This is a genomic window from Pseudomonas sp. PS02288 (genome assembly GCF_029959715.1).
GTDB lineage: Bacteria > Pseudomonadota > Gammaproteobacteria > Pseudomonadales > Pseudomonadaceae > Pseudomonas_O > Pseudomonas_O kuykendallii.
The window spans coordinates 1-25,601 of record NZ_JASCPA010000004.1 but is presented as its reverse complement, the minus strand read 5'-3'; the positions used below and the strand labels follow the sequence as shown (position 1 = coordinate 25,601).

Below are 25,601 nucleotides of genomic sequence, written 5' to 3'. Positions count from 1 at the left end.
CATCACGTACAGACGTACGCTCAGGGGCTCCGAACCGCCACGCGCCTAGCGCTGCCTCGCTCTGGAAACCGCTCGCTCCGCAGGGAGACCCCTCTCCCATTTATGGGAAAGGGCCGGGGAGAGGGGAACCCGGCGGCGACCGAACACCGCGACACACCCCACCCGCTCGCGCCGACGACATAGCGCCGAGCCGCTTTTTACCCCCTCGCCCATTCATGGGAGAGGGCCGGGGAGAGGGAAAATGGCAGCGCCGCCCTCCTCCACATTTTCGACGTTTTTGCGTGCACCAAACGCAGTACACATTTTCGACCGGCACCGTCCGGTCCAAGCAGGAGAAACTGCCATGCTGAGCTGGGACGAATTCGACAAACCCGAAGAAGGCGCCGCCAAGGCCGCCGCACCGCAACAGGCCGGTGCCGACATGAGCCTGGAGAAACTCGACAGCGTGGGCGACGCCGCCGCGAGCGAAGCGCGCGCCGTCACCGCCGATGACTCCGAAGCCGTCGCGCGGGCCAAGGCCGCGCTGGACGAGCTGGACATCGTCGAAGGTCTCACCGACCTCGAAGGCTCTGCCGCCCGCGTCCAGGTCGACGAGAAGCGCATGATCAACTGCCGCGCCGACCTCAACCAGTTGGTCCCCTTCAAGTACGATTGGGCCTGGCAGAAGTACCTCGACGGCTGCGCCAACCACTGGATGCCGCAGGAAGTGAACATGAACGCGGACATCGCCCTGTGGAAGAGCCAGGACGGCCTGACCGAGGACGAGCGCCGCATCGTCATGCGCAACCTGGGCTTCTTCTCCACCGCCGACTCGCTGGTGGCGAACAACCTGGTGCTGGCCACCTACCGCCTGATCACCAACCCCGAGTGCCGCCAGTACATCCTGCGCCAGGCCTTCGAAGAGGCGATCCACACCCACGCCTACCAGTACTGCATCGAGTCGCTGGGCATGGATGAAGGCGAGATCTTCAACATGTACCACGAGATTCCGTCGGTCGCGAAGAAAGCCGCCTGGGGCCTCAAGTACACCCGCTCGATCTCCGATCCGAAGTTCGAGACCGGCACCGTCGAGACCGACAAGCAGTTCCTCAAGAACCTGATCGCCTACTACTGCGTGCTCGAAGGCATCTTCTTCTACTGCGGCTTCACCCAGATCCTCTCCATGGGCCGCCGCAACAAGATGACCGGCACCGCCGAGCAGTTCCAGTACATCCTGCGCGACGAATCCATGCACCTGAACTTCGGCATCGACATGATCAACCAGATCAAGATCGAGAACCCGCACCTGTGGGACGACGCCATGAAGGACGAAGCCCGCCAGATGCTGCTGCAAGGCACCCAGCTGGAAATCGAATACGCACGGGACACCATGCCCCGCGGCGTACTCGGCATGAACGCCGCGATGATGGAGGACTACCTCAAATTCATCGCCAACCGCCGCCTCTCGCAGATCGGCCTGAAAGAAGAATACCCAGGCACCACCAACCCGTTCCCATGGATGAGCGAGATCATGGACCTGAAGAAAGAGAAGAACTTCTTCGAGACGCGGGTTATCGAGTATCAGACGGGTGGGGCTTTGAGCTGGGATTGAGTAACGAAGACGGGCCTATTGACCGCGAGCCTTGTACCTAGCATTTACTGAGGGAATAGCAAGTGAGTAGTAACGAAGCCAGGTTTCATCTTTCTATCCGTGACGGAATCTTTGAGATTACTGGTTCCGAAGGGTTCGTCTCCGAGCAAATCAATATCTTCAAAGAAGCCATCTTGGACACTTTGACGAGGAGAACGGTTGACGCCCCCATCGTTGAGCATCAACCGTCGCCCCCGTGCCCCCAACTTCTGCTAGAGGCGCCAGCAGAGGAAGAGCCTGCATCCGCGAATCCATCCGATACGTACAATCGGGTTCTTCATATGGAGGGCGATCAGGTTAGGGTGCTTAAACGGATCCCCGGCGGCACTCTTGCGAAAAAAACAGTTAATGCTGCACTGGTCTACCTTTGGGGAAAACGGTCTCTAGGCATTAACGAAGTCCCCATGCAAGAAATCAGACAGCTTTGCCAAGAACAAAGCTGTCTTGACGCCTCAAACTTCGCCGGAATCCTTAAAAACGCAAAGGAATTTATTCTTCTGGATGGGAAAAAAGGTTCCTCATCCAAAACATGCAAGCTGACTATTCCAGGTGTAGAAGAGGCTGGAAAACTGCTAGCACAGTTGAATGGAAAGCCCAACGAATAGGAACCTAGCCCTTGAAGCTAGAAGTTTTCGCCAATATCGCAAAACTACACGACAGAACCGAGCTTGAGAAAGCTGAATATCTCGCTTTCTACTTTTCGGAAAACAAGGATCAATCTGAGATTGAGGCCAAAGACCTTAGCGCAGTATTAACTGCGCTAGGTTTTGCCCGACCAAACTTAAGCCGTCTACTATCGAAGATTAGAAAATCACGGTCGTTTGTTAAAGGAGTTCAAGAAAACTCTTTTCGCCTAGCCCCTAAAAGACGAAGTGAAATAAAGCTTGAAATTCCAGACATAACAGACATCGAAGAAATTATTTCCGACGACTCGATCCTTCCAGAAATACTTTTCACGAATACCGAAAGACCTTACCTGATAAAAATTGCTCAACAAATAAACTCATGCTACGAAAATAATTTATTTGATGCCTGCTCCCTCATGATGAGGCGCCTGTTAGAAATACTACTAATTCATTGCTTCGAAGAAACTGGGCTAAGCGAGCAAGCCAAAGACCAAGAAGGCAATTACAACAACCTGAAGACACTAATCAACAAAGCAACGTCAAGAAAAGAAATCGGTCTATCTCCTGAATCAAAGAAAGACATTGACTCCTATCGGGAGCTCGGCAACCTATCAGCGCATCGCATAAAATATAACTGCCGGAAAAGCGACATCAAGAACGTTCGCATAATCTATCGAGCGCTAATTGAAGAACTTTTATACATAGCAAAACTAACACAACACCCGCTGTAGCGAGGTAGCCTGGACCTCCGCTACGCGTGGATCGCCGCCCGGTGGACGGCCACCCCGTGGAAAGACTTCGTAATCGTAGGGTGCGCCATGCGCACCATGGAGGCCGGCGCGATGGTTGTGGTGCGCGCGGCGCACCCTACGGGTTCAGGCCTTCACGCTGGCGAACAGCGCATTCCCCGACGTCGCGCCCCAGGGAATCAGCGGCATAGGGTGGACAGCGCTTTATCTGTCCACCGTTTTACGGCCCCAGACCAACACTGCTCACGGATGAGCCGCCATGTCCCGCTACCGCCGCGCCCGGGTTCCCGGCGCTACGTACTTTTTCACCGTCAATCTGCGCAATCGCAAAGGCGATCTGCTCACGCGCCATATCGCCCTGCTGCGGGAAACGGTTCGGATAACCAAAGCGAGGTAGCCCGGACCTCCGCTCCGCGTGGATATCTACCCCGTGGAAAAGGCTTCGCCATTTCCACCCTACGTTGACAGACGTAGGCGCGTCGGCGGCGTAGGGTGGACAGCGCTTCACCTGTCCACCGTTTCACGGCCCCAGACCACACCCTGCTCACGGATGAGCCGCCATGTCCCGCTACCGCCGCGCTCGAGTTCCCGGCGCTACGTACTTCTTCACCGTCAACCTGCGCAATCGCAAAGGCGATCTGCTGACGCGCCATATTGCCTTGCTGCGGGAAACGGTTCGGATAACCAAAGTCCGCCATCCCTTCCATATCGATGCCTGGGTGGTGCTGCCCGAACACATGCATTGCCTGTGGACGCTGCCCGAGGATGACGCCGATTTCGCGCGGCGCTGGAAGGTGATCAAGCAGCTGTTTTCTCGCGGTCTCGATGCAACCGAGCCGCTCTCCCCCGTCCAACGGGTCCGCGGCGAACGCGGCATCTGGCAACGGCGTTATTGGGAACACCTGATCCGCGACGAACTCGATTACCAACGCCATGTCGATTACATCCATTTCAATCCGTTGAAACATGGGCACGTCACCCGCGTGCGCGATTGGCCGTATTCGAGTTTTCACCGGGCGGTCCGGGACGGGATTTATCCGCTGGATTGGGCGGGTGGTAACGATGAGGGCGAAACGGGGTGTTGGGGGGAATAGGCGTTCGGATTGGGACCGGGAGCGTGGATGGCCACATCATGAATGGCCACCGCGTGGAAAAGGCTTCGCCATTTCCACCCTACGTGACTGTTTCTAAAACACAAATCTCACAGACGACGCCATACGCCCCGTCAGGAGGCCGAGTGGAATCGTTGTGTAGGGGGTTGAGCGGCATGGATGCCGCGAGAGCCGCGATGGGCCAGGGATGGCCCTTCGCGGCGGGCCCCTGGAACGACGATGAAACGAGGGAACCCGACGAAGTCGGGCCGGATGCCAGGGGCAAGACCTCTTGGTTACTTCTGGGGCGCTTGCCAGAAGTGACCCGCCGTAAGGGCGGAACCGGTATAGGCAACAACATAGAGGCAGCGAGGTAGCCCGGACCTCCGCAGGGCGCGGTTCTCTACCCCGTGGAAAAGGCTTCGCCATTTCCACCCTACGGAGCTAATACCCCGCCGTCCTTGACCGCTTCCGTACAGCTCCCTACCCTGACGACGGCGCCTAAGAAACGCCTTGCCAGAGCGGTATACCGCACCCGATAGCTATGCGGCTTTTTTGCGTTCGCGGCCTTGCCACGTCCGTAGAAAAACTCCGTGCTGTCGGGAGTGGGCTAATACAAGACCCGAAAGGGAAATACGTCCGGCCCGTCTCTGGTGGGTTTCTTAGCTCCCGACTCCAATCAAGCCCTAAGAAAGCTTCCAGAGGTAATGGATATGCCAACTCAATCAGCACTCCCCGCCATACCCGCCCTCCCCGGCGAAACCCTGATCCCCCAAACATTCACCCGCCACCGCCGCCAACTACGCGCCCTGCTCCTCGAACCGCACTGCTGGTTCAGCGCCCGCGACCTGGGCCGGCTGATCGGCCAACCGCACCTGGAAGAACGCGTTACACGTACTCTGGATGCCGACCAGTTGCTCGATGCGGTGCTGCTCAACACCCACGGCCAACCGGAGACGACCCGGCTGATCAGCGAATCCGGCGTGTACGCCGCGCTGATCCACTACTACCACCCGGAAAACCGCTGCATTCGTCGCTGGCTCAGCGCCGACGTAGTTCCGGCGCTGCGCGAGGAAGAGCCGACGAACACTCACCGCCCGCGCCGCGAAAGCCGCCAGGGTTTGTCACTGCTGCACTGGCAAGGCGATGTATGGGTGCCATACCGGCCCGGTTAGCCCATAGGGCGGATTCCGCGAGGTAGCCTGGACACCTCACCGGTGGAAAAGGCTTCGCCATTTCCACCCTACGATTCCATGCGCACCATGAAGGCCGGCGCGGTGGTTGCGGTGCGCGCGGCGCACCCTACGGACTCGGGCCTTCACGCAGGCGAACAACGCCTTCCCCGACGCCGCGCTCCAAGCGAGGTAGCCTGGACTCCGCTCCGCGCGGAAAAGGCTTCGCCATTTCCACCCTACGATTACGTAGGGTGCGCCATGCGCACCATGGAGGCCGACGCGGTGGTTGCGGTGCGCGCGGCGCACCCTACGGACTCGGGCCTTCACCCAGGCGAACAACGCCTTCCCCGACGCCGCGCTCCAAGCGAGGTAGCCTGGACTCCGCTCCGCGTGGAAAAGGCTTCGCCATTTCCACCCTACGTAATCGTAGGGTGCGCCATGCGCACCATGGAGGCCGGCGCGGTGATTGCGGTGCGCGCCGGGCTCAGACCTTCACGCAGGCGAAAAGCGCATTCCCCGACGTCGCGTCCCAAGGAATCAGCTTCTCGTAGTCGTGCTCCAGCACATGCACCTCGAAATACGGCGCCAACAATTCCTGCAACTCGGCGAAGCTCACCGCCACCATCGGGTGTTCGTCGTTCCAGACCTGGGTTTCGCCGGCCACCGTGCGTTCGATGCGCAGCCGCAGCGATTGCCGCTCGCCCTCGCCGCTGTAGTGCCAGCCGGAGCTGAAGCCGAACAGGCCGTCCACGTGGTGGGCGCTGTGGGAGACGAAGGAAGCGTTGTCGATCATCCGCCTGTCGACGGCGTTGAAGCAGAACACCCCGCCGCGCTCCAGCGCGCCATGCGCTTGGGAGATGCAGGCCTTTAGCCGGTCGATGCTGCCGCTGTAGTGGATCGAATAGAGGAAACAGGTGATCAGGTCGAGCGGCTCGCTCACGCTGAACCCGCACATATCCTGCAAGGAGAACCGGGCTTCCGGGCAGCGCTGGGCGGCGCGATCCAGCATCGGCTGGTTGATGTCGAGGCCGCCGCTGCGGTAGCCGGCGTCGATGAAATGGCGGACGTGCGGCCCGGTTCCGCAGGCCAGGTCGAGGTGGCGTCTGCCGCCGTTGCCGAACAGTTGCTGCAAGCGTTGGACGCATTGGCTTTGCGCGCGATAGTCGATATCGGCGCACATCAGATCGTAGTAGCCCGACAGGTCGGTATAGAGCGCGTTGCCGGGCATGGGGGTCTGGATTCGGGCGGAAATGAGGGCGCGCATCATAGCCCAGCGCCGGCGCGGCATGGGTTTTCCCGGCAGGTGGGATGGCCTTGGCGGATGGAAGTCCGCCTCGTGGTGACACCCAGTAGCGAGTGATCGGGATGATCGACCGCCCAGCCGCTACAATGCCGCACCGACCCGCCCTCGCCCGCCCGGAGCCCGTTCGCCGATGTTCACCCTCGTACACCTGGACAACCCGCCGCCGGAATCGCTGAAGAGCCAGGTTCTGCAGATGGTGGTGAATTACTTCAGCGACATCAGCCCGGTGGCGCTGACGCCGAGCAATCCGCTGTTCCAGCTCTACCAGTACGTGATCGGCTACGAGGTCCACCTCTACCTGCAGGCGATGGACGCCGCGCAGGAGACCCGCGCCCGGCTGATCCTGGCGCTGGACGATGCGGACCCGTCGCAGGTGCTGGGCTTCGCGCTCTACCTGCCGGCGAAGGATGACCCGCAGGCCTGCACGCTGGTCTACACCGCGGTGCAGGCCAGCCACCGCCGGCGCGGGATCGCCCGGGCGATGCTGCAGCACATGAGCGCACGGCATCCGCATGCCGAGCTGGCCTGCGCGGCGGGCAAGGTGCCGATGTTCGAGGCCATGGGCTTCCAGGTGCTGGCGGCGCGCGGGCCGCAGGTGCTGATGAACGCCTGGAACCACGCCTCGGACGGCCTGGTGGCGGTGCAGGACCTGGAGCCGATCTTCCAGAGCAAGGAGGTCCGGCAGATCCATGCCTACCTGGTGCAGCAGCACGGCAAGAAGGCCATGGGCGACGCCGAGAAGAAGCGCGACCGTCTACTCGACCAGATGGCCGGGCAAGCCAAGGCGCTGGTCGAAAATCGCCTCGGCGCGCGCCGCCTGCATTGAGTGGCCCGGGCTGCGCGCATAGCCCGATGGAACTCGGTGCGCGCGGAGCACCGTACGGAAGTGCGTGCGACACGCAGCCCCGTCACTCCCGGAGACCGTAGGGTGCGCCATGCGCACCGATGCATTTCTCCGATGCTCACCCGGTGCGCGCGGCGCACCCTACGGGACGTGCGTGCCACACGACGCACAACTCCGTCACTGCCGGCGACCGTAGGGTGCGCCATGCGCACCGATGCATTTCTCCGATGATCACCCGGTGCGCGCGGCGCACCCACCGGAAGTGCGTGCCACACGATGCGCAACTCCGTCACTGTCGGCGATCGTAGGGTGCGCCATGCGCACCGATGTATTTCTACGGTGATCGCCCGGTGCGCGCGGCGCACCCTACGGGGTTGCTTTCAGAGTGGGCGCGGCTCCTCCTGTCACGCAACATCCCCAAGCCGCCGTCGCCCGGCTAAAATGCGCGGCTACCGTGCCACGCCTGATAAAAGAAAACGCCCATGTCCTTGCCCAAGCATCATCTGGAACTGCTCAGCCCCGCCCGCGACGCGGGGATCGCCCGCGAGGCCATCCTGCATGGCGCGGACGCGGTGTACATCGGCGGGCCGAGTTTCGGCGCGCGACACAATGCCGAGAACAGCGTCGCGGATATCGCCGCGCTGGTGGAGTTCGCCCACCTGTTCCACGCCCGCGTGTTCGTCACCCTCAACACCATCCTGCATGACGACGAGCTGGAGCCTGCGCGCGCGCTGATCCACCAGCTCTACGATGCCGGCGTCGATGCGCTGATCGTGCAGGACATGGGCGTGCTAGAGCTGGACATCCCGCCGATCGAGCTGCACGCCAGCACGCAGACCGACATCCGTACCCTGGAGCGGGCCAAGTTCCTGTCCCTGGCCGGCTTCTCGCAGCTGGTGCTGGCCCGCGAGCTGAACCTGCAGGAAATCCGCGCGATGGCCGACGCGGTGGATTCGGCCATCGAGTTCTTCATCCACGGCGCGCTCTGCGTGGCGTTCTCCGGGCAGTGCAACATCTCCCACGCGCAAACCGGGCGCAGCGCCAACCGTGGCGACTGCTCGCAGGCCTGCCGCCTGCCGTACACGCTGAAGGACGACCAGGGCCGCGTGGTCGCCTTCGACAAGCACCTGCTGTCGATGAAGGACAACAACCAGAGCGCCAACCTCGGCGCGCTGGTGGATGCCGGCGTGCGCTCGTTCAAGATCGAGGGGCGCTACAAGGATGTCGGCTATGTGAAGAACATCACCGCCTACTACCGCCAGCAACTGGACGCACTGCTCGACGGGCGCCCGGATCTGGCGCGGGCGTCCAGCGGGCGCACCGAGCATTTCTTCCTGCCCGATCCGGACAAGACCTTCCACCGCGGCAGCACGGACTACTTCGTCAGCGAGCGCAAGGTGGACATCGGCGCCTTCGATTCGCCGACCTTCACCGGTCTGGCGGTGGGCGAAGTGCTCAAGGTAGGCAAGCGCGACCTGATCGCCAGCACCACCGAGCCGCTGTCCAACGGCGACGGCCTCAATGTGCTGGTCAAGCGTGAGGTGGTCGGCTTCCGCGCCAGCGTGGTCGAGCAGTTGCAGGCCTTCGAGGAAGACGGCGCGCCGCGCTGGCAGTACCGCGTCGAGCCCAACGAGATGCCCGCCGCGCTGCGCCAGCTGCGGCCGAACCATCCGCTCAACCGCAACCTCGACCACAACTGGCAGCAGGCGCTGCAGAAGACCTCCGCCGAGCGCCGCATCGCCGTGCGCTGGCAGGTGCAATGGAGCGAGGCACGCCTGGAGCTGACGCTGAGCAGCGAGGACGGCGCGCAGGTCTCCCTCGGCCTCGACGGCCCCTTCGGTGCGGCGAACAAGCCGGAGCAGGCGCTGGAGCAGCTGCGCGACGGGCTGGGCAAACTGGGCACCACGATCTACCACACCGAGGCGGTGGAGATCGTCGCGCCGCAGGCGTTCTTCGTCCCCAATTCGCAGCTCAAGGCGCTGCGCCGCGACGCCATTGAGGCGCTTACGGCGGCCCGCGTCGCCCTGCATCCGCGTGGCGGGCGCAAGGCGGTGAGCACGCCACCGCCGGTCTACCCGGAGGCGCACCTGTCGTTCCTCGCCAACGTCTACAACCAGAAGGCGCGGGACTTCTACCACCGCTACGGCGTGCAACTGATCGATGCGGCCTACGAGGCCCACGAGGAAACCGGCGAGGTGCCGGTGATGATCACCAAGCACTGCCTGCGTTTCTCCTTCAACCTCTGCCCGAAGCAGGCCAAGGGCGTCACCGGCGTGCGCAACAAGGTCGCGCCGATGCAGCTGGTGCACCAGGACGAAGTGCTGACCCTGAAGTTCGACTGCAAACCGTGCGAGATGCACGTGATCGGCAAGATCAAGGGCCACATCCTGGATCTGCCGCTACCGGGCGCCAACCGCAACGTGGTCGGCCAGATCACCCCGGAAGACCTGCTCAAGACCATCCGCAAACCGGCCTGACGACGCCCTCTTCCACCGGGGTGAGGTGCCCGCCGGAGGATTGGGCGCTCCAGGGCTTTTGCCGCGACGACTCCTTCACTCCCACCCTGTCCGGAGGGAGAGGGAGACAAACCCGCGCAGGTGGACAACGCGAGGCTTGTCCACCCGCGGACCTGACGGTTACGCCTGTCACCACTGGCCGGAGAACACGCAGGCCAGCGCTTCCCAGCCGCTGAAGGTGTACCAGGGCGATGGATCGGCGCAGCTGGTCTTGAGCATGGCCAGTTGCACGCCCGCCCCGGTCGTCGTGGGGGCTGCATCTGCCGAGGCGAAGACGTCCGCAGCCGGAGCGGAAAGGGTCGGTTGCGTGATTGCCAGCGTTTCACTGCGCATCTCCACCGTGAGCGGCGAGCGCGCGCTGTTGGCCTGGGCGGGAATCACGGCAGCGCTGAGTGCAGTCAGGGACAGGCCGACGAGCAGGGTTTTAGCAGCGTTTTTCATGATGAATCCTTCTTGTTAGGCAGGGCCGCACCAACGCGGCGACCAGCCCACGCTATGGCAGGCCCGTGCGTCGTCCAATAGGACAGGTGAACTAGTGGCACTTCGCAGGCACTGGCCCCTGGTCCCCGCAGAATGCCCGGATTGGCGCCGGGCGCACCACGACAGGCGCGGCGCAAGCAGGCAGGGAAAAAACGTTGGAAAACGCGGCACCGAACTGGATCAGGGCGCGCCGAACACCTGGGTCCAGTAGATGCCGGCATCGCTGCGTGGGTCCACGGCGTAGGCGGCGCCCATTTCGCTGAAGGCCGGATTCATGATGTTGGCGCAATGCGCCGGGCTGGCCAGCCAGCCGTCGACGATGGCCTTGGGCGCGTCGTCGCCGGCGGCGATGTTCTCGCCCAGCGCGCTCCAGGTGTAACCGGCGCGCAGCGCACGCTCGTCGGCCTGGCTGGAATCGCTGCCGCGGTGGGAGAAGAAGTTGCCGTTGGCCATGTCGCGGCTGTGCGCCAGCGCCGACTCGGCCAGCGCGGCGTTCCAGGCCAGTGGCGCCGCCGCGGCGAAGTTGATGCCGCCGCATTGCCGGCCCTGCCCGCGGGCCGTGTTGACCAGTTCCAGCACCGCCCGCCCCGCCGCCTCCCAGTCGCCCAGGCCGCCGGAAAGCAGCGGCCGCGCCAGCACCACGCGCCAGTCGCTGGCGCTGTGTGACACGCCGACATCGATGTATTGCGCCCCCAGCAGTTGCGCACAGAATTTCTGCCGCAGTGCGCTCATCGCCGCCTCGGCGCTGTCCGGCCCGGACAGGCGAATCAGCTGCAAGGCCGCCGCCGGGTAGCCGTTCTGGCTGAGTGCCTGCTGCAGGTCGTCGATATCGGTCGCCGTCGGCGCGGCCAGGCGCAGATCGAGCGACAGCGGCCCGACCGCCACCGTCTGCGCCGCGCACCCCTGCGGCTCGGCGCGGTAGGCGTTGATCAGCGCCAGCAACTGCGCCTCGTCGTCCGCCTGCGCGGCACCCAGGTTCAGCAAGCCGGCCAGCATAAGGCTGAAACAGATCAGGCATCGGCGCATGGAGACTCCTTCGAGATCGAGAGGGCTTTGCATCATGCGTGAGGCGGTGGCTGCCGTCACCGTCGGGAGCGGATGCAGCGAAGAAGGTGGAAGGTCGCAACGACCTTCCACGCCAGGCGACTACAACGCCGTCGGCCGGAACGGGCGGATGAAACGGTAGCTGGTGAAGCAGCAGAGCATCAGCCCGCCGAGGGCGAACAGGCCGCCAACGGTGCCGATGTTGGCCAGCCCGAGGTGGGTGCTGACCAGGCTGCCGAGCAGCGCGCCGCCGCCGATGCCGACGTTGTACAGGCCCGAAAGCAGCGCCATCGCCACGTCGGTGGCGTCGGATGCGAGGTTGAGCACCTTGGCCTGCAGCGCCAGGCCGAAGCACATGATCGAGATGCCCCAGACCACGCTGAGCACGGCGAGGACAGAAGCGTTGTGCGCGGCCGGCAGCAACAGCAGCAGGCATAGTGCCAGGGCAAGGATCGCGGCGATGATGAAGCCTTTCGGGTAGCGCGCGCTGTAGCGGCTGAACAGCAGCGAGCCAAGGATGCCGGCGCCGCCGAAGAGCAGCAGCAACACGGTGGTCAGGTGCTCGCTGAGGTGGGCGACGGTCTTGGCGAAGGGCTCGATGTAGCTGTAGGCGGTGAACTGGGCGGTTATCACCAGCACGGTGAGCACGTACAGCGCCACCAGCGCTGGACGTTTGAACAGCAGCGGCAAACTTTTCAGCGAACCGGAATTCTGGCTCGGCAGCAGGGGCAGGTACTTCATCAGGCAGAGCACGGTCAGCGCGGAAATCACCGAGATCGCCATGAAGGTGGTGCGCCAGCCTAGCGCCTCGCCGAGCACGCGGCCGAGTGGAATGCCCAGCACCATGGCCAGCGAGGTGCCGGTGGCCAGCAGGCCGAGCGCCTGCACCTGCTTGCCCTGGGGCGCCACGCGCACGGCCAGTGAGGCGGTGATCGACCAGAACACCGCGTGGGACAGCGCAATGCCGATGCGGCTGAATACCAGCGTGGTGAAGTTCCAGGCAACGCTGGACAGCAGATGGCTGAGGATGAACAGCCCGAAGACGAGGCCCAGCAGGCGGCGCCGCTCGATGTTGCGGGTCAGCAGCATCATCGGCAGCGAGGTCAGCGAGACCACCCAGGCGTAGATGGTGAGCATCAGGCCGACCTGGGTAGGCAGCATGTTGAAGCTGGCGCCGATATCGCTGAGCAGCGCCACCGGGACGAACTCGGTGGTGTTGAAGATGAACGCGGCCAGAGCCAGCGCGATCACGCTCAGCCAGGACCCGGCAGCGGAATTCAGGGGGGTGTTCATGTCGGCGATGTCTGACGCTCGTGGAAGGCTCGGCCCGCCGCCAACGCCCGATCTGGGGACCGGCGACACGCAGCGAGGAACGTTCGGGGAAGAAATCCGGCGGCCCGTTCGCCCCCACGGCAGACATCGCCGCCCGGCCGGATCGAAAGAGCCGGCATGGCTGCGAGTGCGCATCGGGAAGCGTGTGGAAAACGGTGAGGCAGGAGGGCAACGGCGCGGATTCTACGCCCGGCCCGCCCCCCTCAACAATGAGGACTTCAGGCCTTCTGTCGCCTTTTTCGGAGTGCCTGAACGATGCATCGCGAGGCGCCTGATCCACCTCGCGATGCGCGCCGGTGGTTTCTATTTCTGGAAGTAGTTTCTGGCGTGATCCTGCTCGGCGGGAGTCGGCTTGTAGCTCACCCAGGGGTCGTTGGCGTTGCGCTTGTAGCGGACCACGCCGTTCTCCACATCGAACTCGTAGTACGGATAGACCTCGCGCAGGTTGTAGAACATCGCCGGAGCGAAAAACAGGATATCGGCGGCCAGATAGCCACCGTTGAATTTCAACGGGATCAGGCCGTACATGGGCTCCATCCCTTGTTTGGTGGCCTTGAAGCGGTAGTGACCGAAGCTGGTGGCGTTGTAGGTTTTCTTGACCGGGCTGCCGAGGGCCAGCGGAGCCTCGTCGTTGACCGCCACGGTCAGCTGCGGGTCGGTCGAGCGAAGCGAAGTGGTGGCCGTGCAGGCACTCAGAAGAGCAGCGAGAGGAAGTGCGAAGAAGCTGGCTTTCATGATCATTCCATTGAGTCCATCGGGAAGTGACGGACAGCCGTTGCCTCAGGCGTTTCCTGATTCGACCGGCCATCCGTGGCGGGGCGCGAGTATAGGGCAGCGAGAAATGGAGGGCCAATAGCTATCCCGGCGGATGATCGACGCCCGCTGCGTTACCTTCCGTTCCTCCCGCGACGCTTGAACAACCCGGCAATTCCGGTAGCCTCGGCAGTCCATTAAAAAAGGAGTACCCCCAATGGCCCGAGCCACTGCCCGCCACATCCTGGTTGCCAGCGAAGCCAAGTGCAACGAACTGAAAGCCGCCATCGAGGGCGGTGCCGACTTCGCCCAGGTCGCCAAGGACAACTCCACCTGCCCGTCCAGCCGCCAGGGCGGCGACCTCGGCTCGTTCGGTCCCGGCCAGATGGTCAAGGAATTCGACAACGTCGTGTTCAGCGCGCCGATCAACGTCGTGCAGGGCCCGGTGAAGACCCAGTTCGGCTATCACCTGCTGGAAGTCACCAGCCGCCAGGACTGAGTCCACGGCCGCGCGTTGCAGCCACACGCTGCAACGCCACCCTCTCGCCGCGGCGTCCTGCATCGGCCTGTTTCGCCCTCATTGCGCCGCGACCGGATTGAAGAAGCGAACCTTCACGTCCTCCGCCAGCAACGATTTCGACCCCTCCTTGAACGCCAGGTAGTGCGACGTTCCCTTGTGCTCGTCGAACGCCGCGCGGTCGCGATAGACCTCGTGGAACATCACCTGATCGCCGCAGTTCTCCGGCAGGAGGATGTCGAACGCCAGGCAGCCCTCTTCCTTGTCCAGCGCGCCGCCGGCGTCGATTTGGCCGAAGGCGAGGAAATCGGCGAGCGTGCCGGGTTTGAGGGTGAACTCCGCGATGACGACGAATGGCTTGGCTGACATGTCTTTCTCCGATTGAAATCCGCTTCGCGGGGCCATGCAGGATAACGCCTGCCTGCGGTTTGGCCGCGCAAGACGTCAGACCACGACGGCGAGGCCGAGGTTGCCGGCACCGTCCGTCCTGCCGCTGAATCCCCGTCGGTGGCGCGCGGTCCAACCTGCACACCCACTCACGAGGAAGCGCCATGGGACTGCTCAGCTCCATCCTGGAAAAACTCGGCATCGGCCACCACGACGAGGTGCCCAGTCTGAAGGTCGGCCCGGACGATTCGATCATGGATTCGGGCGGGCCGACCGCGGCCTCCAACGCGACCACCGCGCCCGGCCAGTCGCCGGCGCAAAGCACCACGCCAGTGAGCGCCACGCCGGTGGATGTCTCCGCCCGGCTCAACGAGATGGCCGCGCAGCAAGGCGAAACGCTCAATTGGCGCACCTCCATCGTCGATCTGCTCAAGCTGTTGGGTCTGGACAGCAGCCTGCAGGCGCGCAAGGAACTTGCCACCGAGCTGGGTTGCCCGGCCGACAAGATGGCCGACTCCGCGCAGATGAACATCTGGCTGCACAAGGCGGTGCTGAACAAGCTCGCCGAGAACGGCGGCAACGTTCCCGCGGACCTGCTGGACTGAACGTCCGGGCCGGCCAACGCCGGGCTGGACTTGCCGGGCTCCCCGTTTAGAATCGCCGTCCCGATGACCTCGCGACGGCAGCCCGATGGCCAAACTCCATACTCTGATGATCTCGGCGGCCTGCCTGCTGGACGCCGACGGCCGCCTGCTGCTGGTGCGCAAGCGCGGCACCTCGGCCTTCATGCTGCCCGGCGGCAAGCAGGAAGCCGGCGAAGACGCCCTGGCGGCGCTATGCCGGGAACTGCAGGAAGAGTTGGGCCTGACGTTCGCAAGCAGCGCCTTCACCGCGCTGGGTCGCTTCGAAGCGCCCGCCGCCAACGAGCCGGATACCTGGGTCCGCGCCGAGGTGTTCACCGGCGCGCTGGACGAGCCCGTGAGCGTGGCCGCCGAGCTGGATGCGCAGCGCTGGCTGGTCCGCGGCGAACCCTGGCCAGACGACCTGGCGCCGCTGCTGCGTCTTCAGGTATTGCCGGCGCTGTGGCCGGCTGCCGAGCAGCCCATCACCACGCGCCAGGACTTCCACCGCCAGCATGCCGACGCTGCACGCCGCGAGGCCGAGCGCCTGCTCGCCGAACGCGCCGCCTGGGGCCCGCGCTGGCCCGCCTGGGTCGCCACCCAGCTCTATGCGCTTAGCCCTGCACCTTATGCGGCGATGGTGCGTCGCGAGCTGGAGCGGCTGGCTGCCGAGTGATCCGGCAATCCGCGTGAACGAGCCTGTTCAATCCCCGTCCAGCGACGGCCCGATCAGCGCGGCGAGCTGTTCGTAGACGCCGGGCGCGGCCACCAGGTAGGGATTGCCGTCGAGTAGGCCGTTGTTGCGGAAGAAGTCGTTGCGGCGGCCGCCGGCTTCCTGCACCAGCACCAGGCCGGCCAGGCAATCCCAGCTCTTCAGTTCGGTTTCGTAGTAGCCGATCAGCCGGCCGGCGGCGACGTAGGCCGTCATCAGCGCGCCGGAGCCGTTGCGGATGAACATCCCGCCCGAGGACAGCAGCCCCTGCAGGAAGGGAATGAAATGCGCCTTGCCGCGCGGGTGGAAGGTACCGACGCCGGTCAGCCCTTCGCTGACCTGGCGTGCGGCGCTGGCGCGGATCGGCGTGTCGTTGACGAAGGCTCCGCGGCCGAGGCAGGCGTGGAATAGCTCATCATGATTGGGATCGGCGATGGCGCCGAGGGTCGGCTCGCCGTCGACCATCAGCCCGATGGACACGCACCAGGCGTGCAGGCCGTTGACGAAGCAGGCGGTGCCGTCGATGGGGTCGATGACCCACAGGCAGCGCGCCTGCAGATCGGCCGCACCGCCCTCCTCGCCGAGCAGTCCGTCCTCGGGAAACTCGCGGGACAGCTCGGCGCGGATGTACTCCTCGATCTGCCGGTCGGCGATGCTGACCATGTCCTGCTGATCGCCGCCCTTGTGCATCACCGTCAGCGCCTCGCGGTCGCGGTAGAACGCCATGCCGCGTTGCGCCGCCGCCAGCGCCACGCGCTTGACCGCGGCGTAGCGGGCATCGAGGTCGACGTTCGGGGGGATTCGTGGGGCAGTCGGCATTGCGGTTCCTCGGGTGGCGGGACGGAGCGACAGCCTACCGCCCGCCCCGCTGTTCACCAAGCCGGCTGGCATCGCGCGGGCGGGCCGGTCAGCCCTTGCGCGCCAGGTCGGCCAGCGCCTTGAGCTGCCCGGCGATGAAGTCGCGGGTGCTCTGGTCGGTGAGTTCGCCGGTCTTCTCGTCGACCTTGCCGGCCACCTGGCCGACCATCACTTCCGGCTTATTCAGCACCTGCGCGTTGAGGAAGACGAACACCTGGCGCAGGTGATACTGCGCCCGCGCGCCGCCGAGCATGCCCGGCGAGGCGCTCTGGATCGCCACCGGTTTGCCGGAGAACGGCGTTTCCGGCAGGCGCGACAGCCAGTCGATGGCGTTCTTCAGCGCGCCCGGCACCGAGTAGTTGTACTCGGGCATGACCACGATCACCGCGTCGGCCTCGGCGATCGCCTTGCCCATCGCCAGTACCGCCGGCGGGAAGCCTTCCGCCTGCAGGTCCGCGTCGTAATGCGGGAAATCGGCGATAGAACCCAGCGCTTCGACACTGACGCCTTCCGGCGCCAGCGCCGGCAGGGCGCGCGCGATGATGCCGTTGAACGAGCCGCTGCGAAGGCTGCCGAGCAGCGTGACGAAGCGCAGGGTGCGGAGGTTTTCCATGGCGTTGTTCCTCGATTGGAAGGGTTCGATGGCGGGAGTGACACTGTGCACTGGGTAAGCGAAGCGGCGCCCGGCGCGCGCGGCGGATGCCAGGAGCAGCGTTCACCCACACAGGATAATGCCGCAGAGACGCCTGGCGCCTCTGCGGCAGTTGCCGGCTCACTTCAGTCGTATGGCCTTTAGTGCGCAGGCGTCGTCGCCTGGCGCTGCGAATGCTCAGCGATCACCGTCGGCAAAGCATCGCAGTGGTCCTAGCTCCAGAGGACATGGCGATGCCTGTCCTACCCCCCTGAGACTAAGCGCTCTGCCCCCAGCGGAAAATCGGACTTGAGCAGGGCGTAGAGCAGGATATCGATGAAGGCATCGCCCTTCCTCATCGCCTCGCGCTGGCAGCCCTCGAACCGCATGCCGAGCTTCTGCAGCACCCGCTCGGAGGCCAGGTTGTGGCTGTAGCACTCGCCGTAGATGCGGTTCAGTTCCAGTTCGGCGAAGCCGTAGGCAATGATCGCCCGTGCCGCTTCAGTGGCGTAGCCGCGTCCCCAGAACGGTACACCGATCCAGTAGCCAAGCGCCGCGCGTCGGTGTTTGCGAGAAATCCCGGCCAGACTCATCACGCCGACGATGACCTTCTCGCAGGTTATCGCCAGGCTTATCTCCTTTCCGTCGGCGAATGCCGGGGCGAGGCCTCCGATCCAGCCCTGCGCATGCTGCAGATGATAGGGATGCGGCAGCGTCGAGGTGGTCGCAGCGATTGCAGGGTCGCTGGCCAGCGCTTGAATCCGCTCGGCATCGCTCATCTCCAGCGGCCGCAACAGCAGTCGCTGCGTATGCAGGATGGGCAGGGGCGCAGCCGTCACTTGACGACCTTAGGATCGTCGGCGCTACGCCGGCGCAAATGCGTCTGGCAGTAGAGGCCAATGGGCTTGCCTTCATCGTCATTGAAACTGATCCGCACCCTCCGGGCCGTGCCACGAACCATCAACTTCCTACCCTTGAGCGATTGCGACGAAATCCCCCGTTCACCAGTTGGCGCTGCACGCCTGGCACCAGCACGATGCTGATGTTGCGCCGGTCGCCGTAGTCGTCCTGAAGGTTCAAGTACACCCACTCGCCGGGCTGACCGACCGCGCGGATGCTGAACAGGAAGTTGCCGCTCACGCCCTTCTCGGGGTTGGCGGCGGCGTAGGCAATGCTCTCGGGGACGTGTATGTCGCTGTAACGGATGGATGGCGTGTGCTCGCATCATCAGAGGCAGGACCAGTACGGCGAGTCGTGAGAGCTTCATATTTCATTCCTGCATGCAGTGATGGCATCGAACCCGTCCAGACCTGTTGCCTTGCCCACGGATATGTCCGAAAGGCTCGCTCCAGGCAATTCCACGCAAGCAGAATGTGCGAACCAAGGGAGCCTCCAGAAATTAGCAGCGAAGACAGGAATACATCAACAACGTATTAAATATCCCCAGAAACGAGGGAATCCATACGCTCGCCCAAGTCAGGAATCACCTGCCGAACACAGCCATTCGGCGTTTCCCCACGCCTGTAGCCGAATGGCGCTGGTATGCATGGCATCTGCACCTATTCTTGAGCTAACGCACCCGCCCTGGAGACATCCTATGGACATCGATTCACTGTTCGCCGAGCTGCATAACCTGCCCAGCGTGCCGAAGGTGGCGCAGGACCTGATCCAGCAATTCGACAATCCGTCATCCAGCCTGGACAGCGTGGCGCGCAACATCGAGCGTGACCCGGTGATCGCCGCCAAGGTGTTGCGCCTGGCGAATTCGGCACGCTTTCGTGGCTCGCGGGAATCGGCGAGCATCGAGGACGCGGCCATGCGCCTGGGCTTCAACACCCTGCGCACGCTGGTGCTGGCGTCGGCGATGACCGGGGCGTTCAAGGCCGATCCCACGTTCGATCTCAAGGGGTTCTGGGCGGGAAGCTTCCGCGTCGCCAGCGTCTCTCGGCTGCTGGCCAAGCTCAGCGGCAAGGATCCCGACACCGCCTTCACCTGCGGGATGATGCACAACATCGGCGAGCTGCTGATCCAGACCGGCGCCCCGGAGTTCGCGGCGAAGATGAACGACCGGCAGAACAACGCCTCCAGTCGCGCCGCGGAAGAGAACCTGCAACTCGGCTTCGGCTATCCCGAGGTGGGCGCCGAACTGGCGCGCCGCTGGCAGCTGCCGAAGCTGATCCAGACCGCCATCGCCTACCAGGGCCGCCCTTCGCAGGCGCCGAACGATTCCGAGTACGCGCGCATCGTCGCCCAGGCGACGATCATCTGCGACGTAATCGCCAGCCACGGCGGCATCGGCGCCGATGTCGGCCAGGAGCTTTCCGGGCCGCTGTTCGCCGGGCTAGACCTGGACAAGCTGCTGGCGGACCTCCCGGCCGTGCTCGAGGCTGACAAGGCCTTCACCGAACTTCTTGGCTGAGCGATGCAAACAAGGAGCCCGCGTCCCGCCCTGGCCTGGCCTGGCCTGGCAGGTCGCGGGCTCGTTCGTTTCAGCGGCGCCAGTCGTCACGACCGTGCTGGCGATGTGCGGGAACCGCCACGTAGCGCACCGGCTGCGGACGGTACGCCAGCGGACGCGGCGGCTGCCGGTAGGACAGCTCGCGGCGCGGCGGGTGGCGGCGATGCTCGTGGTCGTCATCCGAATCGGAGAGCACCGCAACCAGAACGGCGCCCACCGCGGCACCCGCGAGTGCGGGAACGATGTCGCTCTGATCGAATGCGGACGCGCCGCCCGCGAACACCAGGCATCCGGCAAGTGCACTGACCTGGAAGAATCGGCTGATCATGGACTTCTCCTCGTGGGGAAAGGGTTGCTCCCCTGCAACCATCCGACAACGCCACTGCGTCAGCCGGTGTCAGCCGTAAGTAAGGGGAAGGTAAACCTGCGATGCGCTCGGTCGGGCGGCGCACGCCCCGCGAAGCGATCTTGTGATTAGCGGTCAATCGGGCCGAAGAGCGCATCGCCCTGCTGCCGGATCGCCCGCGTTTCGCGCTGCCGGTTCTTGCCGCTGAAGTCGCCCGGCGACAGGGCCGCCGGGCATACGGCGAAGCACGGGATCAGGGCGTGATCGCCACCTTCATCACGCCGTCGCGCTGGTTGGCGAAGAGTTCGTAGGCCTTTTCGATGTCGTCCAGCTTGTAGCGGTGGGTCACCAGAGGCGTGAGGTCGACCCTGCCCGACGAGATCACTTCCATCAGCCGGCGCATGCGCTCCTTGCCGCCCGGACAGAGCGTGGTGACGATCTTCAGGTCGCCGAGGCCGGCCGCGAATGCGTCCAGCGGGATGCGCAGGTCGGTGGAATAGACGCCGAGGCTGGACAGCGTGCCGCCTGGACGCAGCACGCGCAGCGCGGCTTCGAAGGTGGTCTGGGTGCCCAGTGCCTCGATCGCGACATCCACCCCGCGGCCATCGGTGAGCGCCATGATCTGCGCCACCGGATCGCCCTGGCGGAAGTCGACGATGTGGCTGGCGCCGAGCTGGCGGGCCACTTCCTGGCGCGTCGGCAGGGTGTCGACGCCGATGATGGTGGTGGCGCCCTTGAGCCTGGCGCCCGCCACGGCGCACAGGCCGATGGGACCGAGGGCGAACACCACCACGGTATCGCCGATCTGCACCTTGCCGCTCTCCGCGCCGGAAAAGCCGGTCGACATGATGTCCGGGCACATCAGCACCTGCTCGTCGCTCAGGGCATCCGGCACCGCGCCGAGGTTGGCCATGGCGTCGGGCACCAGCACGTATTCGGCCTGGCAGCCGTCGATGATGTTGCCGAACTTCCAGCCGCCGGTGGCGGTGAAGCCATGCTTGCTGGCCGGGCCGTCCTGCGAGGCGCAGCCGCACAGGCAGGCGAAGCTGTGGCCGCTGGGGGTGATGGCGCCGGCGATCACCCTTTGCCCCTCGCTGAACCCGACGACCGATGAGCCGAGCTTCTCGATGATCCCGACCGGCTCGTGGCCCACCGTGAGGCCCTTGGCCACCGGGTACTCGCCCTTGAGGATGTGCACGTCGGTGCCGCAGATAGTGGTCGTGGTGATACGGACCAGCGCATCCAGCGGCCCCACCTCGGGGATCGGCTTGTCCTCGAGAACGATGCGGTTCTTCTCGACGAAGACGGCGGCTTTCATTTTCGGCATGACGTTTCCTCCTGAAATGTCCAGCCAGAGTAGACCAGCGATGTGACCGGCAGCGTCGCGGTGTTCCCGCCGTCCGCAGCGGACAGCCGCCGGAGAAACCGGCTCGACCGGAGAGGTGAGGCATATGGACGCGGCGTCGGCAGACGCGCCTGGCCCGACGAGGGTGTGGCGCTGCGCTAGGGCGCACGGATGAGAACCATAGTCATCCACGCCGCCGCGTTTGCTGGCAGAATCAGCGGCGTTTTCCCTGCACCTCCGCCCAGACGGAGGGCGGCGCCCCGCGTGTAAACCATCGAATCGACATCCAGCGAGGTTTACCCATGAGCATCACTTCCGCCGACATCTGCCACGCCGCCGATCAGCTCAACGGCTTCGTCGGGTTCAACACCAAGACCGGCAAGCACATCGTCCGCTTCAGCGAAGACTCCTTCGGCATGGATGTCGCCGAGGAGAGCATCACCCCGGCGTGCGAGTTCGTCTGGCGCGAAAAGGACGAACAGGTGATGAACCTGAGCCGCGCGCGCCTGCAAATCCTCCTCGAACAGAACGTCAACGATCGCCTGAACGTCAGCGAACCGCTGCTGGCCTACATGCGCCGCCAGGAACTGCCGGAAATCGCCGCGCAGCGGCGGCTCAAAACGGTCGAAGGCACGACGGCGAACTGACCCCAGGGCAAGACGGCGCTCGGCGGCTACGGCGCGGCCTCACCGAGCATCTGGCTGAGCACCGCGCGCAGCTTGCCGGGCTTCAGCGGCTTGTTCAGCAGCGGCGCGCCGAGGTCCTGCAGGTGCTGGCGGCATTCGCTGCTGCGGTCCGCGGTGATCATCACCGCCGGAATCGGCGCGTCGAAATGCACGCGCAGGGCCCTGACTACCTGGCAGCCGAGCACGCCGTGGTCGAGGTGGTAATCGGCCAGGATCACCTCCGGCGCGCGACCGTCGAGCTGGCGCAGGGCGCTGTCCTGGTCGAGAGCGGTGACCACCTCGCAGCCCCACTGTCCGAGCAGCGCGGCCATGCTGTCGAGAATGCTCGATTCGTTATCCAGCACCAGCAGTCGTCGCCCCGGTAGCGGGTCGCCGATCAGCGGGCGGCGCAGGCTGTCGCCACGCGGCGCCTTCACCGGCGCCGTTGCCATTGGCACGTCGATGCTGAACACCGAGCCCCTGCCCGGCCAGGAGCGCACGCGCACCGGGCAGCCGAGGATACCGGCGATGCGGTCGACGATCGCCAGGCCCAGGCCGACGCCCTTGCGCTCGGCGGCACGGCCGACGTCCAGCTGGTTGAACTCCAGGAAGATCGCATCGAGCTGGTCCGCCGGAATCCCGCGGCCGCTGTCCCACACCTCCAGGCGCACCCTGTCGCCACGCCGCCTACAACCGAGCAGGATGCGCCCGCTCGGGGTGTAGCGGCACGCGTTGCTGAGGAAATTGCGCAGGATGCGCGAGAGCAGGCGGATGTCGGTGCTTACCGTCAGCGGCGCGATGCGGGCGCGCAACTGCAGCCCGGCGGCCTCCGCCACGCCCTGGAATTCCGAGACCAGCGGCGCGAGCAGTTCGTCGAGGCTGTAGACGTCCAGGTCCGGCTTGACCGCGTGGTGGTCGAGGCGGGAGATATCGAGCAGGTCGCTGAGCAGATCCTCGGCGCCCTCCAGCGCCTGGTGCGCGCGCTCCACCAGGCCGTGCTCGGCCGCCGGCAGGGTCCGCTCGCGCAGGGTCGAGACCAGCAGCCGCGCAGCATTCAGCGGTTGCAGCAGGTCATGGCTGGCGGCGGCGAGGTACTTGTCCTTGCTGCGGTTGGCCGCTTCGGCGGCGTCCCGCGCCTCGCGCAGCTGGCCGTTGAGGGTCTGCAATTCCGCGGTGCGCGTGGCGACGCGCTGTTCCAGCTCGTCGTTGAGGGTCTGCAGGCGCTGCTGGGCAAGGATGCGTTCGGTGATGTCGGCGACGAAGCCTTCCACCAGGTCGTCTTCCTCGGGCTTGAGCAGCAGGTTCATCAGCACGTCGACATAGCTGCCGTCCTGCCGGCGCAGGCGCGTTTCATAGCCGAACAGGCCCTGCCTGGAGCGCAGCGTTTCGCGGATGTACGCCAGCTCCTCGTGGCCGCCCTCGAACAGCTGCTCGGCGAGGTCGCTGAAGGCGGGCAGAAGGCTCGGCTCGGCATACCCGAGCATGCGCGCCAGCGCCGGATTCGCCGCGCGCAGGCCGCCGCCCAGGTTGGCCTGGAAGATGCCGTGCACGGCGTGCTCGAACAGCCATTTGTAGCGGTTGCGCTCGGTTTCCAGCTCTTCCAGGCGGGTCAGCAGTTCCGGGTAGTGGCTCTTGCGCGCCGAATGGCTGCCGAGGCCGAGCAGCGCCTGACGCTGCTCCTCAGAGGGCCTCGGCATAGACCACTTCGACGTCGCGCTGGCTGGACTCGCGCGGGTTGGTGAGGATGCACGGGTCCTCCATCGCATGTCGCGAGAGGAACGGGATGTCGCTGCTGGAAACCCCGTGCAGCGCGAGCGTCTCGTTGAAGCCGACGGCCTGCTTGAAGGCGATCAGGTGCTCCACCAGCCTCTGGCGAATCTGCGGATGGGTCAACCCGCGCACGTCCAGCCCGAGGGTCTGCGCGACCTGGCGGAAGCGCTCCGGCGCGGCGTTGTAGTTGAACGCCACGACGTGCTCCACCAGCGCGGCGTTGCACATGCCGTGGGGCAGGTCGAGGAAGCCGCCCAGGCTGTGTGACATCGCGTGCACCGCGCCGAGGATCGCATTGGAGAACGCCAGGCCGGCCTGCATGCTGCCGAGCATGATCTTCTCGCGCAGGGCGATGTCCGTGGGATTGGCGATCATCTCCACCAGATTGCCGTTGATCAGCCGCATGGCTTCCAGCGCATGAGTATCGGTGAGCGGCCCGCTGCCGGTGGAAACGAAGGCCTCGATGGCGTGCACCAGGGCGTCGATGCCAGTACAGGCGGAGAGGAACGGGTCCATGCTCAGGGTGGTTTCCGGGTCGATCAGCGAAACGTCCGGGACCACCGCCTTGGAGACGATGGAGAACTTCATCCGCTCGGCCGGATTGGAGATGATCACGAACTGAGAGACGTCCGCCGAGGTGCCGGCGGTGGTGGGGATGAGGATCAGCGGCGGGCTCGGCACGCGGATGGTGTCGACGCCCTCGAACTCGAGGATGCAGCGACCGTGGGCGACCATGATGCCGATGCCCTTGGCGCAGTCCATCGGGCTGCCGCCGCCCACCGCGACGATCACGTTGCAGCCCTCGCTGCGGTAGAACTCGGCGCCCTGACGCACTTCCTCCACGCGCGGGTTGGGCGACACCTGGGTGTAGAGGCAGAACTCCAGGCCCTGGGCGGCGAGGCTGGCCTCGATGTCGGCGACCCAGCCGGCGGCTTGCACGCCGGGGTCGGACACCACCAGCACCTTGCGCGCACCGAAGGTGCTGGCGTAGTTACCGACGTTGTGCCGGCAGCCGGCGCCGAAGATGATTTCCGGGGAAACGAATTTACGCAGTTGGCTTATGTCGTGGCGCATGGATCCGCCTGGTTCTTCTTTTATTGGCGTCAGAACCTGTGGGGATTTCGCGAAATCGGCCCGCTGCAACGCAGCAGTCCGACGCAAGGCAGGCCCCGGGCAGGTCCTATGGGTTCTGCGCCCCAGCCTACTGTATTCGTCGGTCTTTTCAATGAGACGTTGGTGGGCGCCGCACTTTCCCGCCGTCCGGTGCCCGGAAGAAGGATGCCCCGGCGAACCGGGGCGAGGTGATCAACGATTGGCGAAGTACATCGTCACTTCGAAACCAATGCGCAGATCGGCGAACGCGGGTTTAGTCCACATGGCATTAACCTCTTCTTGTCGCGTCGGGACATTCCGACACTTCGAGTTAAGCACCCTCGCCGCTCGGCCCGAATGGTACTTTCGGGCCATTGGCGGGCTGCGTTCGTAGCATTTCCGCATTCGTAGGGTGCGCCGTGCGCACCATGAGCCCCACGCTCTGAGATGGACTCGAAACACATCCGCGGAAATCGGGGAGCGGCTCGGTGCGCGCAGCGCATCCTACGGCTGCTGATTACGGCGCGACTGTAGGGTGCGCCGTGCGCACCATGAGCCCCAACGCTCAAAGATGGACTCGTAACACATCCGCGGCAATCGGGGAGCGGCTCGGTGCGCGCGGCGCACCCTACGGTGGCGCTGCGCATAAAAAAACGC

At 64.7% G+C, this 25,601-nt stretch carries 26 protein-coding genes and 2 pseudogenes; 13 read left to right on the top strand and 15 right to left on the bottom strand.

Annotated elements, in window-relative coordinates; translation table 11 throughout:
• Positions 1–343 precede the first annotated feature (343 nt).
• From QMX85_RS03205 to QMX85_RS03180, 6 genes and pseudogenes are all read left to right on the top strand, one after another.
• Positions 344–1,591, top strand: a complete 1,248-nt coding sequence (locus QMX85_RS03205; protein ID WP_282338757.1) for a ribonucleotide-diphosphate reductase subunit beta — start codon at positions 344–346, stop codon at positions 1,589–1,591.
• 62 nt (positions 1,592–1,653) lie between these two features.
• Positions 1,654–2,235, top strand: coding sequence for a hypothetical protein (locus tag QMX85_RS03200; RefSeq protein ID WP_282338756.1), 582 nt, complete (start codon positions 1,654–1,656; stop codon positions 2,233–2,235).
• An 11-nt stretch (positions 2,236–2,246) separates the two neighbouring features.
• Positions 2,247–2,987, top strand: a complete 741-nt coding sequence (locus QMX85_RS03195) for a DUF4145 domain-containing protein (RefSeq protein ID WP_282338755.1) — start codon at positions 2,247–2,249, stop codon at positions 2,985–2,987.
• A gap of 277 nt (positions 2,988–3,264) precedes the next feature.
• Positions 3,265–3,399 (top strand): annotated as a pseudogene (locus tag QMX85_RS03190) (transposase); the annotation flags it as partial.
• Between the two features lie 166 nt (positions 3,400–3,565).
• Positions 3,566–4,099 (top strand): transposase, encoded by a 534-nt coding sequence (locus QMX85_RS03185; protein ID WP_282338753.1) that lies wholly within the window; start codon positions 3,566–3,568, stop codon positions 4,097–4,099.
• A 710-nt stretch (positions 4,100–4,809) separates the two neighbouring features.
• Entirely contained in the window at positions 4,810–5,271 is a 462-nt protein-coding gene (locus QMX85_RS03180) for a Bro-N domain-containing protein (protein ID WP_282338752.1), read from the top strand.
• 484 nt (positions 5,272–5,755) lie between these two features.
• Here QMX85_RS03180 and QMX85_RS03175 read toward each other — a convergent pair whose 3' ends face one another.
• The gene (locus tag QMX85_RS03175; protein ID WP_282338869.1) at positions 5,756–6,499 is read right to left on the bottom strand and encodes a class I SAM-dependent methyltransferase; all 744 of its coding nucleotides are present in this window, start codon (positions 6,497–6,499) and stop codon (positions 5,756–5,758) included.
• A gap of 205 nt (positions 6,500–6,704) precedes the next feature.
• Between QMX85_RS03175 and QMX85_RS03170 the strand changes: the two genes are divergently transcribed.
• Together QMX85_RS03170 and QMX85_RS03165 are read left to right on the top strand one after the other, a co-directional pair.
• Positions 6,705–7,400, top strand: a complete 696-nt coding sequence (locus QMX85_RS03170; RefSeq protein WP_282338751.1) for a GNAT family N-acetyltransferase — start codon at positions 6,705–6,707, stop codon at positions 7,398–7,400.
• A gap of 500 nt (positions 7,401–7,900) precedes the next feature.
• Complete coding sequence (locus QMX85_RS03165) at positions 7,901–9,895, top strand: U32 family peptidase (protein ID WP_282338750.1); 1,995 nt, start codon at positions 7,901–7,903, stop codon at positions 9,893–9,895.
• A gap of 168 nt (positions 9,896–10,063) precedes the next feature.
• Here QMX85_RS03165 and QMX85_RS03160 read toward each other — a convergent pair whose 3' ends face one another.
• The 4 genes from QMX85_RS03160 to QMX85_RS03145 form a co-directional block, all read right to left on the bottom strand.
• Complete coding sequence (locus tag QMX85_RS03160; protein ID WP_282338749.1) at positions 10,064–10,375, bottom strand: hypothetical protein; 312 nt, start codon at positions 10,373–10,375, stop codon at positions 10,064–10,066.
• A gap of 219 nt (positions 10,376–10,594) precedes the next feature.
• Entirely contained in the window at positions 10,595–11,440 is an 846-nt protein-coding gene (locus tag QMX85_RS03155; protein WP_282338747.1) for a CAP domain-containing protein, read from the bottom strand.
• Positions 11,441–11,560: 120 nt separating this feature from the next.
• Entirely contained in the window at positions 11,561–12,751 is a 1,191-nt protein-coding gene (locus QMX85_RS03150; RefSeq protein WP_282338745.1) for a sugar transporter, read from the bottom strand.
• A gap of 342 nt (positions 12,752–13,093) precedes the next feature.
• Positions 13,094–13,525, bottom strand: a complete 432-nt coding sequence (locus tag QMX85_RS03145; protein WP_282338744.1) for a hypothetical protein — start codon at positions 13,523–13,525, stop codon at positions 13,094–13,096.
• Between the two features lie 235 nt (positions 13,526–13,760).
• Here QMX85_RS03145 and QMX85_RS03140 point away from each other — a divergent pair, with 235 nt between their 5' ends.
• Entirely contained in the window at positions 13,761–14,042 is a 282-nt protein-coding gene (locus QMX85_RS03140) for a peptidylprolyl isomerase (protein ID WP_282338743.1), read from the top strand.
• A 78-nt stretch (positions 14,043–14,120) separates the two neighbouring features.
• Here QMX85_RS03140 and QMX85_RS03135 read toward each other — a convergent pair whose 3' ends face one another.
• Positions 14,121–14,429, bottom strand: a complete 309-nt coding sequence (locus tag QMX85_RS03135; RefSeq protein WP_282338740.1) for a putative quinol monooxygenase — start codon at positions 14,427–14,429, stop codon at positions 14,121–14,123.
• Between the two features lie 182 nt (positions 14,430–14,611).
• Here QMX85_RS03135 and QMX85_RS03130 point away from each other — a divergent pair, with 182 nt between their 5' ends.
• Both QMX85_RS03130 and QMX85_RS03125 read left to right on the top strand, forming a co-directional pair.
• Complete coding sequence (locus tag QMX85_RS03130) at positions 14,612–15,052, top strand: DUF3597 domain-containing protein (protein ID WP_282338738.1); 441 nt, start codon at positions 14,612–14,614, stop codon at positions 15,050–15,052.
• Positions 15,053–15,137: 85 nt separating this feature from the next.
• Positions 15,138–15,557 (top strand): annotated as a pseudogene (locus tag QMX85_RS03125) (NUDIX domain-containing protein); the annotation flags it as partial.
• Between the two features lie 213 nt (positions 15,558–15,770).
• Here the strand turns inward: QMX85_RS03125 and QMX85_RS03120 are convergent.
• The 4 genes from QMX85_RS03120 to QMX85_RS03105 all read right to left on the bottom strand — a co-directional run bounded on the left by QMX85_RS03120 (position 15,771) and on the right by QMX85_RS03105 (position 18,408).
• On the bottom strand, positions 15,771–16,598 hold the full coding sequence (locus QMX85_RS03120; RefSeq protein WP_282338736.1) for an inositol monophosphatase: 828 nt from the start codon (positions 16,596–16,598) through the stop codon (positions 15,771–15,773).
• 88 nt (positions 16,599–16,686) lie between these two features.
• The gene (locus QMX85_RS03115) at positions 16,687–17,250 is read right to left on the bottom strand and encodes an NADPH-dependent FMN reductase (RefSeq protein WP_282338734.1); all 564 of its coding nucleotides are present in this window, start codon (positions 17,248–17,250) and stop codon (positions 16,687–16,689) included.
• A gap of 281 nt (positions 17,251–17,531) precedes the next feature.
• Positions 17,532–18,107, bottom strand: coding sequence for a GNAT family protein (locus tag QMX85_RS03110; RefSeq protein WP_282338732.1), 576 nt, complete (start codon positions 18,105–18,107; stop codon positions 17,532–17,534).
• Positions 18,108–18,228: 121 nt separating this feature from the next.
• Positions 18,229–18,408 carry a hypothetical protein gene (locus tag QMX85_RS03105; protein ID WP_090231789.1) on the bottom strand — a complete coding sequence of 60 codons (180 nt, stop codon included), beginning with the start codon at positions 18,406–18,408 and terminating at the stop codon, positions 18,229–18,231.
• A gap of 457 nt (positions 18,409–18,865) precedes the next feature.
• Between QMX85_RS03105 and QMX85_RS03100 the strand changes: the two genes are divergently transcribed.
• Positions 18,866–19,687 (top strand): HDOD domain-containing protein, encoded by an 822-nt coding sequence (locus QMX85_RS03100; RefSeq protein WP_282338731.1) that lies wholly within the window; start codon positions 18,866–18,868, stop codon positions 19,685–19,687.
• Positions 19,688–19,757: 70 nt separating this feature from the next.
• Here the strand turns inward: QMX85_RS03100 and QMX85_RS03095 are convergent, their stop codons facing one another.
• A complete protein-coding gene (locus QMX85_RS03095) occupies positions 19,758–20,054 on the bottom strand; it encodes a hypothetical protein (RefSeq protein ID WP_090231791.1) in 297 nt (98 codons plus the stop codon).
• 271 nt (positions 20,055–20,325) lie between these two features.
• The gene (locus tag QMX85_RS03090) at positions 20,326–21,399 is read right to left on the bottom strand and encodes an NAD(P)-dependent alcohol dehydrogenase (protein WP_282338727.1); all 1,074 of its coding nucleotides are present in this window, start codon (positions 21,397–21,399) and stop codon (positions 20,326–20,328) included.
• A gap of 320 nt (positions 21,400–21,719) precedes the next feature.
• Here QMX85_RS03090 and QMX85_RS03085 point away from each other — a divergent pair, with 320 nt between their 5' ends.
• Positions 21,720–22,064 carry a DUF2025 family protein gene (locus QMX85_RS03085; protein ID WP_282338726.1) on the top strand — a complete coding sequence of 115 codons (345 nt, stop codon included), beginning with the start codon at positions 21,720–21,722 and terminating at the stop codon, positions 22,062–22,064.
• A 26-nt stretch (positions 22,065–22,090) separates the two neighbouring features.
• Here QMX85_RS03085 and QMX85_RS03080 read toward each other — a convergent pair whose 3' ends face one another.
• The 3 genes from QMX85_RS03080 to pqqA all read right to left on the bottom strand — a co-directional run bounded on the left by QMX85_RS03080 (position 22,091) and on the right by pqqA (position 25,229).
• Positions 22,091–23,779, bottom strand: coding sequence for a NahK/ErcS family hybrid sensor histidine kinase/response regulator (locus QMX85_RS03080; RefSeq protein WP_282338725.1), 1,689 nt, complete (start codon positions 23,777–23,779; stop codon positions 22,091–22,093).
• Entirely contained in the window at positions 23,763–24,926 is a 1,164-nt protein-coding gene (gene ercA, locus QMX85_RS03075) for an alcohol dehydrogenase-like regulatory protein ErcA (RefSeq protein WP_282338724.1), read from the bottom strand. The genes QMX85_RS03080 and ercA overlap by 17 nt, the downstream gene beginning before the upstream one ends.
• Positions 24,927–25,157: 231 nt before the next feature.
• Positions 25,158–25,229, bottom strand: coding sequence for a pyrroloquinoline quinone precursor peptide PqqA (gene pqqA, locus QMX85_RS03070; protein WP_090231798.1), 72 nt, complete (start codon positions 25,227–25,229; stop codon positions 25,158–25,160).
• Between the last annotated feature and the right edge of the window lie 372 nt (positions 25,230–25,601).

What these genes read in the sequence shown, in the direction of transcription:
- QMX85_RS03205 (WP_282338757.1), top strand. Translation starts at nt 344, where the DNA reads ATGCTGAGCTGGGACGAATTCGACAAACCCGAAGAAGGCGCCGCCAAG.
- QMX85_RS03185 (WP_282338753.1), top strand. Translation starts at nt 3,566, where the DNA reads ATGTCCCGCTACCGCCGCGCTCGAGTTCCCGGCGCTACGTACTTCTTC.
- QMX85_RS03180 (WP_282338752.1), top strand. Translation starts at nt 4,810, where the DNA reads ATGCCAACTCAATCAGCACTCCCCGCCATACCCGCCCTCCCCGGCGAA.
- QMX85_RS03175 (WP_282338869.1), bottom strand. Translation starts at nt 6,499, where the DNA reads ATGCCCGGCAACGCGCTCTATACCGACCTGTCGGGCTACTACGATCTG.
- QMX85_RS03170 (WP_282338751.1), top strand. Translation starts at nt 6,705, where the DNA reads ATGTTCACCCTCGTACACCTGGACAACCCGCCGCCGGAATCGCTGAAG.
- QMX85_RS03165 (WP_282338750.1), top strand. Translation starts at nt 7,901, where the DNA reads ATGTCCTTGCCCAAGCATCATCTGGAACTGCTCAGCCCCGCCCGCGAC.
- QMX85_RS03160 (WP_282338749.1), bottom strand. Translation starts at nt 10,375, where the DNA reads ATGAAAAACGCTGCTAAAACCCTGCTCGTCGGCCTGTCCCTGACTGCA.
- QMX85_RS03155 (WP_282338747.1), bottom strand. Translation starts at nt 11,440, where the DNA reads ATGCGCCGATGCCTGATCTGTTTCAGCCTTATGCTGGCCGGCTTGCTG.
- QMX85_RS03150 (WP_282338745.1), bottom strand. Translation starts at nt 12,751, where the DNA reads ATGAACACCCCCCTGAATTCCGCTGCCGGGTCCTGGCTGAGCGTGATC.
- QMX85_RS03145 (WP_282338744.1), bottom strand. Translation starts at nt 13,525, where the DNA reads ATGAAAGCCAGCTTCTTCGCACTTCCTCTCGCTGCTCTTCTGAGTGCC.
- QMX85_RS03140 (WP_282338743.1), top strand. Translation starts at nt 13,761, where the DNA reads ATGGCCCGAGCCACTGCCCGCCACATCCTGGTTGCCAGCGAAGCCAAG.
- QMX85_RS03135 (WP_282338740.1), bottom strand. Translation starts at nt 14,429, where the DNA reads ATGTCAGCCAAGCCATTCGTCGTCATCGCGGAGTTCACCCTCAAACCC.
- QMX85_RS03130 (WP_282338738.1), top strand. Translation starts at nt 14,612, where the DNA reads ATGGGACTGCTCAGCTCCATCCTGGAAAAACTCGGCATCGGCCACCAC.
- QMX85_RS03120 (WP_282338736.1), bottom strand. Translation starts at nt 16,598, where the DNA reads ATGCCGACTGCCCCACGAATCCCCCCGAACGTCGACCTCGATGCCCGC.
- QMX85_RS03115 (WP_282338734.1), bottom strand. Translation starts at nt 17,250, where the DNA reads ATGGAAAACCTCCGCACCCTGCGCTTCGTCACGCTGCTCGGCAGCCTT.
- QMX85_RS03100 (WP_282338731.1), top strand. Translation starts at nt 18,866, where the DNA reads ATGGACATCGATTCACTGTTCGCCGAGCTGCATAACCTGCCCAGCGTG.
- QMX85_RS03095 (WP_090231791.1), bottom strand. Translation starts at nt 20,054, where the DNA reads ATGATCAGCCGATTCTTCCAGGTCAGTGCACTTGCCGGATGCCTGGTG.
- QMX85_RS03090 (WP_282338727.1), bottom strand. Translation starts at nt 21,399, where the DNA reads ATGCCGAAAATGAAAGCCGCCGTCTTCGTCGAGAAGAACCGCATCGTT.
- QMX85_RS03085 (WP_282338726.1), top strand. Translation starts at nt 21,720, where the DNA reads ATGAGCATCACTTCCGCCGACATCTGCCACGCCGCCGATCAGCTCAAC.
- QMX85_RS03080 (WP_282338725.1), bottom strand. Translation starts at nt 23,779, where the DNA reads ATGCCGAGGCCCTCTGAGGAGCAGCGTCAGGCGCTGCTCGGCCTCGGC.
- ercA (WP_282338724.1), bottom strand. Translation starts at nt 24,926, where the DNA reads ATGCGCCACGACATAAGCCAACTGCGTAAATTCGTTTCCCCGGAAATC.